This window comes from Janthinobacterium sp. AD80 (genome assembly GCF_002878455.1).
Classification (GTDB): domain Bacteria; phylum Pseudomonadota; class Gammaproteobacteria; order Burkholderiales; family Burkholderiaceae_D; genus Janthinobacterium.
The window spans coordinates 1-11,262 of record NZ_NRDQ01000060.1; the positions used below are offsets into that span (position 1 = coordinate 1).

Genomic DNA, 11,262 nt, shown 5'->3' on the forward strand with positions numbered 1-11,262 from the left:
GCCTGCCCCGGCCGGCACGCCGGCGGCTCCGTGTTCGTGCGCCCGCTGAGCGGCACTGGCTCCTTCCCGCCTTCCCCCCAAGCCGGCCTTGACCGCCGGTTTGCCGCCGCCAGTGCGACTCGGTCACTCCCCCACAGGAATGCCCACGGCCGTCCCGATCCGGGCTATGCTATGGCCGTCCTTGTTTACTGTGGAGTATCCATGCTCGATCACGTCTCCCTCACCGTCGCCGACCTGGCGCGCGCCGAGCACTTCTACGATGCCATCTTTGCCGCCCTGGACGTGCCCAAGGTGGGCAGCGACCATGCCGATGCCTGGATCGGCTATGGCGAACGCAGCGATGCCGACCACCCTGAACGCAGCTATTTTTCCGTGCGCCTGGGCCCGGCGCCGGACGACGCGCCGCGCCGCCATTACTGCTTCAAGGCCAGCACACGCGCGGCCGTCGATGCTTTCTGGCAGGCAGGCGTGACCCACGGCGGCTTCGACCTGGGCGCGCCCGGCTTGCGCCACTACCACGCCAGCTATTACGCCGCGTTTCTGTTCGATCCGGACGGCAACCGCATCGAAGCCGTCTGCCACCGCGCCGACGCCGGCTGACAGAGGCGCAATCCCCGTTCTGTTCGGCATTTTCACTTTCACATGATTTGCCTATAATGGCTGGCACGCATACCGGTCCCCGGTCCATGAACCAAGAAGGAACTTCATGCATCATTTATTTGTCGGCCGCCCCGCGCGCACCATTCTCCTGGGCAGTGCCGGCCTGCTGCTGTCCGCCTGCTCGCTGATGCCATCCAAACCGGCCGCGCCCGGCGTGCCGGCCACGGCCGCCCTGCCCGACGCCACCATCGCCTATACGCTCGCTGGCCACGGCGCCGTGCCCGTGGTGTTCCAGTCGGCCATGGGCGATGGCAAGGATGTGTGGGCCAAGGTCGTGCCTGAAGTGGCGCAGCAGCACCGCGTGCTCGTGTATGACCGTCCGGGCTACGGCGACAGCCAGAAGACCAGCACACCACGCGATCCCTGCACCATTGCAGCCCAGCAGCGCGCCCTGCTGGCGCAGGCGGGCCTGAAGCCGCCGTATGTGCTGGTCGGCCATGGCCTGGGAGGCTTGTACCAGTATGTGTATGCCAGGCTGTACCCGCAGGACGTGGCGGGCCTGGTGCTGCTCGACCCCACGCACCCGCAGCAATGGAGCCGCATGCAGACAGAGGCCAGCACCTACGCGATGCTGCTGAAGACGCGGCGCAAGCTGATGTTCAACAGCGCGGAATCGGCGGAATTCGACGCCCAGGCACAGTGCCTGCAGCATGTCGACATGACCAGCCCCCTGCGCATACCGGCCATGCTGCTGGTGCGCGACAAATTCGGCATCGAGGAAACGGGCTCATTCGAGAACCTGGTGCGGGCCCAGGAAAAGGATTGGCAGCGCCTGTCCGGTGCGCCAGCCATCGAGCGCATCACGGGCACCGGCTACTACATTCAGAAGGACAATCCCGTCATCGTCAACGAGGCGGTCAAGATGGTGACGCGGAAGAAATAAAACGCGTCATCCGGCAGTGAGGTTGACGTCGGTGGTGGCGTCGGATTACGCGCTTGCGCGCTAATCCGACCTACCCGGCTCTGGAACCCCGCGCAACACCACGTACAACAACCGCGTCATCCGACCATCTTGCTGGCGTCGGTGGTCGTGTCGGATTACGCGCTTGCGCGCTAATCCGACCTACCCGGCTCTGGAACCTTGTGTAAAAGCGCATAAGACGTAGGTCGGATTAGCGTGGCGTAGCCACGCGTAATCCGACAACATTGCTGGCTTCAATGGCAGCGTCGCATCAGCCATTAAAACCCTTGCCCTCGCCCGCCAGTTTCACCAGCAGCGGTGCCGGGGTCCACGCTTCGCCGTGGCGGCCTTGCGCGTAACCGTTGATCGTGTCGAGCACGTTCGGCAAGCCCACACTATCCGCGTAGAACATCGGGCCGCCGCGGAACAGGGGGAAACCGTAGCCCGTCAGATACACCATGTCGATGTCCGACGCGCGCAGGGCGATGCCCTCTTCCAGGATGCGCGCGCCTTCATTGACCAGCGCATACACAAGGCGCTCGACGATTTCCTGGTCGCTGATCTTGCGGCGCGCCACGCCGAGGTCGGCGGAATGCTGGATGATCATGGCGTTGACCTGCTCCGAAGGATAGGCCTTGCGGTCGCCCGCCTTGTAGTCATACCAGCCGGCGCCCGTCTTCTGGCCAAACCGCCCCAGTTCGCACAGCAGGTCGGCCGTCTTCGAATACGTCACCTCCGGCTTTTCCACATAGCGGCGCTTGCGGATGGCCCAGCCGATGTCGTTGCCGGCCAGGTCGCCCATGCGGAACGGGCCCATGGCGAAACCGAATTTCTCCACCGCCTTGTCGACCTGCTCCGGCAGGCAGCCTTCTTCCAGCAGGAAACCGGCTTGCCGGCTGTATTGTTCGATCATGCGGTTGCCGATGAAGCCATCGCACACGCCCGAAACGACCCCCGTCTTTTTCAGCTTTTTCGATAGCGCCAGCGCCGTAGCCAGCACATCCTTGCCCGTTTGCTTGCCGCGGACGATTTCCAGCAGCTTCATGACATTCGCCGGGCTGAAGAAATGCGTGCCGATGACGTCCTGTGGACGGCTGGTAAATGCGGCGATCTTGTCGAGGTCCAAGGTGGAGGTGTTCGAGGCCAGGATGGCGCCCGGCTTCATGACGGCGTCGAGCTGCCTGAAGACGGTTTCCTTGACGCCCAGTTCCTCGAAGACGGCTTCGATGACGATGTCGGCTTGCGCGATATCTTCATACGCCAAAGTGCCGGAAACGAGCGCGATGCGCTGCTCGGCCTTCTCCTGCGTCAGCTTGCCCTTCTTGACGGTGTTTTCGTAGTTCTTGCGGATGGTGGCCAGGCCCTTGTCCAGCGCTTCCTGCCGCGTTTCCAGCAACGTGACGGGGATGCCGGCGTTGGCGAAGTTCATGGCGATGCCGCCACCCATGGTGCCGGCGCCGACAATGGCCGCGCTGGCAATCGGGCGCACCGGCGTATCGGCCGGCACGTCGGGCACCTTGCTGGCCACGCGCTCGGCAAAGAAGGCGTGGCGCAGGGCTTTCGACTCAGGCGACTGCACCAGCTGCATGAACAGTTCGCGCTCGTACTTCAGGCCATCGTCGAATTTCATCGTCACGGCAGCGGCCACGGCATCGACGCATTTCAGCGGTGCGGGGAACGGACCGGACATGGCCTTGACGGTATTGCGCGAAAACTGCAGGAACGCTTCGTGGTTCGGGTAATCGACCTTGCGCTCGCGCACTTTCGGCAGCGGGCGCAGCTCGGCTACTTTCGTCGCAAAGGCCACGGCGGCGGCCAGCAAGTCCGCGCCAGGGGCGATGACTTCATCGAACAGGGCCGTGCCAGCCAGCTTTTCCGATGCCACGGGCGTGCCGGAGACAATCATGTTGAGGGCCGTTTCCAGGCCCAGCACTCTAGGCAGGCGCTGCGTGCCGCCCGCGCCCGGCAAGATGCCGAGTTTAACTTCAGGCAAGGCCATTTGCGCGCCCGGCGCGGCCACGCGGTAGTTGCAGCCCAGCGCCAGCTCCAGGCCGCCGCCCATGCAGACGCTGTGGATGGCCGCCACCACCGGCTTGGTGGATTGTTCGACGACGTTGATCAGCGTATGCAGGGTCGGCTCCGTGAGGGCCTTGGGCGAATTGAATTCCTTGATGTCGGCGCCGCCCGAGAATGCCTTGCCGGCGCCCGTGATGACGATGGCTTTGACGGACGCATCGGCCAGCGCCTGGCGGATGCCCGCCACGGCAGCCGTACGGGTCGCCAGGCCCATGCCGTTGACGGGTGGATTGGCCAGGGTGATGACGGCAACGGCACCGTTCACTTGATATTCAGCGCTCATGTCTCTTCCTTATTGGTTTTACTCAATGTATGAGGTGGTTGCAAGGGATGAAGCTTCACTATACCGCATAAAAGAACGCTCGTATTATTTTTGTCTTGGCGGGCACGCCGCCATGGAGCGCCGCCACAGGTGGTGGTCATCTTACAGCATCGCCCGAGCATATGCGGGCACCCGCCCCGCCGGGTGCAGCAGCTATCGGATGGATATTCATAAAAATAATAAAAGCATAATAATAAAAACAATGTTTTATTATGCGATAAATATGCATGTATATCCGTGCACTGGCCAATAGCGACACTTTTCGCATTATTTATTCACGCCCCTTGTTTTTCGCCAGGGGCTGGGGAATAATAAAATTATTGATTCAAATCAATACTCTGCAATTGATCTAATATTACGCAGCGGCGTTGCCGGAGAGGGCCTGCATTATCTTGCGCAGATTCTCACCGATTATCACATCGCCGCATGTCTATATCATTTTCGAGCCGTTTTATATCATTGTCACTGCATTAGCGCCACCCATTCCTCGACTCACACTGAAGGATATTTTATGGACGCAGCCAGCCATGTCAGCCACTCCCAGGATCTGGACTTACAAGCGATAAATACTGCGCTCAACCGTGTTCAGGCCGTGATCGAATTCGAACTCGACGGCACCATCCTGCATGCGAATGACAATTTCCTGCGCGTCGTCGGCTATACCCTGGCGGACGTGCAGGGCAAGCACCACGCCATGTTCTGCGACGCTGATTATGTGAAGACGGACGAATACCGCGCCTTCTGGGCCCGGCTGGCACGCGGCGAATTCGACCAGGGCGAATACAAGCGCGTGACCAAGGACGGGCGCGAGGTGTGGATCAATGCTTCCTACAACCCTATCCTGGACGCCGACGGCAAGCCCTATAAAGTCATCAAGTTCGCCACCGACATCACGGCCAGCAAGCGCCGCAATGCCGATTACGAAGGCAAGATCGACGCCATCAGCAAGGCGCAAGCCGTGATCGAGTTCAAGCTCGACGGCACCGTCATCCGCGCCAACGACAATTTCCTCAAGGCCGTCGGCTACTCGCTGGAGGAAATCGAAGGCCGGCACCACCGCATGTTCTGCGAGCCGGAATATGCCAAGAGCGAGGAATACGCGCAGTTCTGGCAAAAGCTGGCCAAGGGTGAATTCGACTCGGGCGAATACAAGCGCGTGACGAAAGATGGCCGCGAAATCTGGCTCAACGCCTCGTACAACCCGATTTTCGACGCGGAAGGCCGGCCCTTCAAGGTCGTCAAGTTCGCCAGCGATGTCACGGCGCTGAAAAAGCGCAATGCCGAATACGAGGGCAAGGTCAGCGCCATCGTCAAGGCGCAAGCCGTGATCGAATTCGACATGCAGGGCAACGTGCTGGACGCGAACGAAAATTTCCTCTCCGTCATGGACTATGAGCTGGGCGACATCCAGGGCGAGCATCACCGCATGTTTTGCGAACCCGAGTACGCCAGCAGCGCCGACTACAAGAAATTCTGGCAAAAGCTGAACCGGGGCGAATTCGACACGGGACGCTACAAGCGCCTGGGCAGCCATGGCAAGGTGGTGTGGATACAGGCCACCTACAACCCCATCCTCGACCTCAACGGCAAGCCCTATAAGGTGGTGAAATTTGCCATCGACATCAGCGACCAGGTCAACATGGAAACCGGCATCCAGGCCAAGGCCGCCAATGACAGCCGCAAGGTCGAGGCCCTGCTGGCCTGCGTGGCGCGCGCCGCGCAAGGCGACCTGACCTGCAATATCGTGCCCGAAGGCGACGAACCGATCGATCTGCTGGCGGGCGGCATCAGCAAGATGATCGTCGACCTGCGCGGCGTGATCGGCGACGTGGTGGCAGCTGCGAACGGCTTTGCCGAAGCCTCGCACACCATCGCCGAACGGGCCACGGGCGTGGCCGTGGGCACGCAGGCGCTGGGCGCCACGGTGGAAGAAATGAACGCCTCGATCGACGGCCTGACCTTTTCCATCAATTCCATCGCGGAAAACACCTCGAACGCCGACTACCTGGCGAAAGCCACGCAGCAGGAAGCCGAAGCGGGCGCGCGCGCCGTCGCCAAGTCGATCGAGGCGATGGACCTGATCAACCGCTCGTCGGAAGACATCGGCGAAATCGTCAAGGTCATCAGCGAGATCGCCAACCAGACCAATATGCTGGCGTTTAACGCGGCCATCGAGGCGGCGCGCGCGGGCGAACATGGCCTGGGCTTTTCCGTCGTCGCCGACGAGGTGCGCAAGCTGGCCGAGCGTTCCTCGCAGGCAACCAAGGAAATTTCCAAGCTGATCAACGAGTCCGTCAAGCGCGTGTCCACCGGCAGCGAAATCTCGCGCCAGGCCAGCGATGCTTTCGACAAGATCGTCTCGGGCGTGGCGAAAACCACCCTGGCCATCTCGGATATCTCGAAGGCGGCCAACGAGCAGCTGCTGACGGCGCGCGAAGTGTCCACGGCGATCCAGTACATCGCCGAGGAAACGGAGAAGTCGGCCGCCAACTGCGACAGCATCGCCCGCTCGACGGATGGGCTGAACGAGCGCGCTGGCAGCCTGAACCAGACTGTCTCCGGCTTCGTGGTGTAAGCCATGAGCCACGCGGCCAGCCTGACGCCCGAGGTATTGACGACCCTGATCGCGCTGGTGCGCGAGCATACGGGCATCGCCATGACGCCGCGAAAAAGTGTCTTGCTGGAACGGCGCTTGCAGCCCCGGCTGCAGGCGCTGTCCCTGCACAGCTATCAGGCTTATCTGGACCGGGTGGCCAGCGACCGCGATGAAGTGGCGCATTTCATCGACCTGGTGACAACCAACGACACCTTGTTCTTCCGCACGCCGCAGATCTGGGATTATTTCCGCGACCGCTACCTGCCCGCCTGGGCGCGCGCCCATCCCGGTGCGTGCCTGCGCGTGTGGTCGGCCGCCGCGGCCAGCGGCGAAGAGCTGTATTCGATCGCCATGCTGTGCGAGCAATTCAAGCTGCAGACGCCGGCCTTCCGCTACCAGATCCTGGCCAGCGATATTTCCCAGCAAATCCTGGGCGCGGCCAGGGCCGGCCAGTACAGCGGGCGCTCCGTCGAGCGCATCCGCCTGTCGCACCCGGACTTGCTGCGCAAATACTTCACACCCTCGCCGTATGGGGTCAAGGTCAACGAGGAACTGCGGCAGAACGTCAGCTTTACACAGCATAACCTGCTCGAAGCGCTGCCCCTCAAGCCGGGCCAGCAGTTCGACCTGGTATTCCTGCGCAATGTGCTGATCTATTTCGACGCCGAACACCAGGAAACCGTGCTGCGCCAGGCCCGTTCCAGCCTGAAGGATGATGGCCGGCTGATCCTGGGCGAGTCGGAAACCATCGCCCGCCTCGGTACCGGCTACCAATTCGAGTTTCCCATGATCTATAAAGCGGGGACGGCATGAGTATCGTTGCCAGCCATGACCACGTGGCGCCCCTGCAGCATGTCGGCATGGGACAGCTCAGCGTAGGCACGCACGGTGAACAACTGCAAGCGCTGCTCGGCTCCTGCATCGGCATCGGCTTCATCTGGAAGAAAGGCCATCGCTGCGGCCTGGCCCACTGCCTGTTGCCGGAAGCGCCAGGCAGCGACCATTCCATCGGCGCGCGCTATGTGAGCCAGGCCGTGCCATCGCTGCTGCGCCTGATGGGCGTGCGCCAGGCCGACTACGCCGATATCGAAGTGGTGCTGGCAGGTGGCGCCAGCATGTTCGGTCCCGACAATGGACGCGGCCGCCTGCAGGTGGGTCGGCAAAACGCGCAGGCGGCACAGAAATACCTGGACCAGTGCGGCTTGCAGGTCAGTTTTTGCGCGCTGGGCGGGCGCCATGGCCGCCAGTTGCTGATCGATTGCGCCCACCTCAGCTTTGCCGTCACGGACGTGCTGGCGCAACCCGGCTTGATTCAACGCAAGGAAGGCGCATATGGACATGCATGAAGCGACGGGCTTGCAAGCGCAAGCGGGCGGCGGCGCTGCCACGGAACTGTTCGGCTCCTTCTACCTGGGGGGCGATGAATTCGCCCTGCCCGCCCACTGCATCCGCGAGGTGGTGAATTACCCGGCCAAAGTTACCACCCTGCCCCTGTCGCCGGCGTATCTGGAAGGCATGTTCACCTTGCGCGGCAGCGTCATTCCGGTGGTCAACCTGGGCCGGCTGTTCCGCGCCGAGGCGCCGCGCGCCGTGTCCACCGACAAGATCGCCATCCTCGATTTTCAGCAAGTGCTGATCGGCATCGTTTTCCAGGATACGGGCGAAATCCTGCGCGTGCCGGCCAGCGCCCGCAGTGCCCTGCAGTATGCGGCCGGCGACGCGCATGCCGTGATCGCCGGCACGATCTTGCTCGACGGCGGCGCGCGCCTGCTGCAAATTCTTGACCCGCAAGCCATGCTGCGCATCGAAAACGTGCCCCATGTGCTGGCCCTGCAGGCGAGCGGTAGCAAGCTCAGCACGGCCCGCTACCATGCCCAGAGCGAGCGCCGCCAGTGCGTCAGCTTCCATGCGGCGGGCGCCACGTTCGCCTTCGAGATGCTGGCCATCCAGGAAATCATCAAGGTGCCCGAGCTGCACAGTTCCATCCTGAACAGCGAACTGTGCCTGGGACGCATGCATTTTCGCGGCAGCCAGGTGGCCGTCGTCGATTTCGCAGCCCTGCTGCAAGCGGCCCAGAGCGGCAAGGGGCCGACGCCGGAGCAGCGCATCATCGTCGTGCGCCTGGAAGACACGACAGTGGGCTTCCTTGTCGACTCCGTCGACAGCATCGTGCATTTCTTCAGCGATGAAGTCTTGCCGATTCCCCTGCTGAGCAAATCGCGCGCCGCCATGTTTGCCGGCTGCATCACCAGGGAAGGCCTGGGCGACATCATTTTCCTGCACCACCAGGAGATCCTGTCGAGAGCGGAAATCGTCGAGATGCGCGACGGCCACAAGCGGCTCTATCCGGACCAGACGGAAACGGCGGCGGCCGCCACGCACAAGGCCCAGCGCCGCGTGTACATCACGTTTACCGTGGAAACGCCATTCGCCGTGGAGATCGGGCAAGTGCGCGAAATCATCGATTTCAGCGGCGCCATCACCACGCCGCCCGGCATGCCGGCCTGCATGCGCGGCATGCTGAACCTGCGCCAGCAAATGATCAGCATCATCGACCTGCGCCAGCTGTACGCCATGCCACCCTTGCCCGACACGGGCGCCGGCAAGATCCTGATCGTGGAACGGGGCACTGAGCGCTACGGCTTTCTGGTCGACAAGGTCGACAACATCATGACGATCTCCGACAGCCAGCGCTTCGCCGCGCCGCAAATCATCCGCACGGGCAGCCATGAGGATTTGCGCAGCGAAATGGATGAAATGATCGACATCGGCACGGACGAACAGCGCCAGACCCTGTCCGTGTTCCAGGTTGACCACTTGCTGGAAAAGCTGGGTTCGGCGCTGCCGCAGGCGGCGTGAAAGGCAGCCATCAAGCCAAGGGCGTAAAAATACCGTGGTCGGACCCTCAGGCTCCGCCCCCGGCCCTTGCCGCCGGATCAATCACGCATGGGCTCGCTGATGCATCACAGCCCCGGCAGCTTGTGCCCCTTGAACTGCTCGCGCAGCTTGTTCTTCTGGATCTTGCCCGTCGCGCCCATGGGCAAGGCGTCGATGAAGAGCACGTCGTCGGGCGTCCACCACTTGGCGATCTTGCCTTCGAAGAACTGCAGCAAGGCTTCGCGCGTGACATCCATGCCGGGGCGCAGCACCACCACCAGCACGGGGCGCTCATCCCATTTCGGGTGGAACACGCCGATGCAGGCCGCCTGCAGCACGGCCGGGTGCGCCATGGCCAGGTTTTCCAGGTCGATGGTGCCAATCCACTCGCCGCCCGACTTGATCACATCCTTGCTGCGGTCGGTGATCTGCATGTAGCCGTCCGCATCGATGGTGGCCACGTCGCCCGTGGGGAACCAGCCATCCTGCAAGACGTCGCCGCCCTCGTTCCTGTAATACGCGGCAATGATCCACGGCCCTTTCACCAGCAGGTGGCCATAGGCCACGCCATCCCATGGCAATTCCTTGCCGTCGTCATCGACGATCTTCATGTCCACGCCATAGATCGCATGGCCCTGTTTGTGCAGGATGTCGCGCTGCGCTTCCTTGCTCATGGCCAGGTGCTTGGTCTGCAAGCCGCCCGTGGTGCCCAGTGGCGACATTTCCGTCATGCCCCAGCCGTGGATGACTTCCACGTCGAACTGGTCGATCAGGGTATCCATCATGGCCGGCGGGCACGCCGCGCCGCCGATCACCGTGCGGCGGAAGGTGGAAAACTTCAGGCCGTTCTGCAAGGCGTAGTTCAGCAAACCCAGCCAGACTGTGGGCACGCCGGCCGAGAACGTCACTTTTTCCGATTCGAACAGTTCATACAGCGACTTGCCGTCGAGCGCCGCGCCGGGAAACACCATGCGCGCGCCCGACAGCAGCACCGAATACGGCAAGCCCCAGGCATTCACGTGGAACATGGGCACGACGGGCAGGACCGTGTCGGTTGCGCGCACGTTCAGGGCGCTGGGCATGGCCGAGGCATAGGCGTGCAGCACCGTCGAGCGGTGCGAATACAAGGCGCCCTTCGGGTTGCCCGTGGTGCCCGAGGTGTAGCACAGGGCGGCGGCCGAGTTTTCATCGAACACGGGCCACTCGTACTCGTCCGAGTGCGTGGCGATCAGGTCTTCATAGCACAGCAGGCCGGGTATGGTGCTGCTGGCGGGCATGCGGTCGCGGTCGCACATCAGCACGAAATGGCGCACGAAGGTGCAGTCGGCGGCGATTTTCTCCACCACGGGCAGGAAGGTCAGGTCGAACAGCAGCACCTGGTCTTCCGCATGATTCGAAATGTAGGCGATTTGTTCGGGAAACAGGCGCGGGTTAATCGTGTGCAAGACGGCGCCCGAACCGGACACGGCATAGTACGCTTCCAGGTGGCGGTAGCCATTCCAGGCCAGGGTGGCGACCCGGTCGCCCATGCCGATACCGAGGCCGTGCAAGGCATTTGCCAGGCGCCGCGTGCGCTGGTGGCAATCGCGGTAAGTATAGCGGTGCAGATCGCCTTCCACCCGCCGCGAGACGATTTCGCCACTGCCATAATGACGCGCTGCAAACTCGAGAATGCTGGAAATCAGCAGGGGCTGGTTCATCATCTGGCCCATTACTGGACTCATGGGAAATGCCGACATCGTGTCTCCTGGTATGCGAATGGGAAGCAGCCGGGAACGGCCCGCTTTTTTCTTGCGTGTTAATTGGGTGTTAACGACGATGAACTAGTTT

Annotated in this window: 8 protein-coding genes; 6 read left to right on the top strand and 2 right to left on the bottom strand. The window is 62.4% G+C overall.

The features are described 5' to 3' along the window. The first annotated feature begins 201 nt into the window (after positions 1 to 201). Together JaAD80_RS12950 and JaAD80_RS12955 are read left to right on the top strand one after the other, a co-directional pair. Entirely contained in the window at positions 202 to 600 is a 399-nt protein-coding gene (locus JaAD80_RS12950) for a VOC family protein (protein WP_102294547.1), read from the top strand. A 106-nt stretch (positions 601 to 706) separates the two neighbouring features. Beyond that, complete coding sequence (locus JaAD80_RS12955; protein ID WP_102294548.1) at positions 707 to 1,543, top strand: alpha/beta fold hydrolase; 837 nt, start codon at positions 707 to 709, stop codon at positions 1,541 to 1,543. Between the two features lie 289 nt (positions 1,544 to 1,832). On the opposite strand, the gene JaAD80_RS12960 is transcribed toward JaAD80_RS12955, so the two are convergent. Continuing rightward, positions 1,833 to 3,920: a 3-hydroxyacyl-CoA dehydrogenase NAD-binding domain-containing protein gene (locus tag JaAD80_RS12960; RefSeq protein ID WP_102294550.1), complete on the bottom strand. Its 2,088-nt coding sequence runs from the start codon at positions 3,918 to 3,920 to the stop codon at positions 1,833 to 1,835. A gap of 550 nt (positions 3,921 to 4,470) precedes the next feature. Here JaAD80_RS12960 and JaAD80_RS12965 point away from each other — a divergent pair. From JaAD80_RS12965 to JaAD80_RS12980, 4 genes are read left to right on the top strand one after another with little or no spacing between them, the layout of a single operon-like run. Beyond that, positions 4,471 to 6,534 (top strand): PAS domain-containing methyl-accepting chemotaxis protein, encoded by a 2,064-nt coding sequence (locus tag JaAD80_RS12965; RefSeq protein WP_102294551.1) that lies wholly within the window; start codon positions 4,471 to 4,473, stop codon positions 6,532 to 6,534. Positions 6,535 to 6,537: 3 nt separating this feature from the next. Then, positions 6,538 to 7,368 carry a protein-glutamate O-methyltransferase CheR gene (locus JaAD80_RS12970; protein ID WP_102294553.1) on the top strand — a complete coding sequence of 277 codons (831 nt, stop codon included), beginning with the start codon at positions 6,538 to 6,540 and terminating at the stop codon, positions 7,366 to 7,368. Further along, a complete protein-coding gene (locus JaAD80_RS12975; protein WP_102294554.1) occupies positions 7,365 to 7,901 on the top strand; it encodes a chemotaxis protein CheD in 537 nt (178 codons plus the stop codon). Before JaAD80_RS12970 ends, JaAD80_RS12975 begins: the two co-directional genes overlap by 4 nt. Next, positions 7,888 to 9,414, top strand: a complete 1,527-nt coding sequence (locus JaAD80_RS12980; protein WP_258002965.1) for a chemotaxis protein CheW — start codon at positions 7,888 to 7,890, stop codon at positions 9,412 to 9,414. The genes JaAD80_RS12975 and JaAD80_RS12980 overlap by 14 nt, the downstream gene beginning before the upstream one ends. A gap of 104 nt (positions 9,415 to 9,518) precedes the next feature. Here the strand turns inward: JaAD80_RS12980 and JaAD80_RS12985 are convergent, their stop codons facing one another. Continuing rightward, a complete protein-coding gene (locus JaAD80_RS12985; protein ID WP_102294556.1) occupies positions 9,519 to 11,171 on the bottom strand; it encodes a 3-(methylthio)propionyl-CoA ligase in 1,653 nt (550 codons plus the stop codon). Positions 11,172 to 11,262 lie beyond the last annotated feature (91 nt).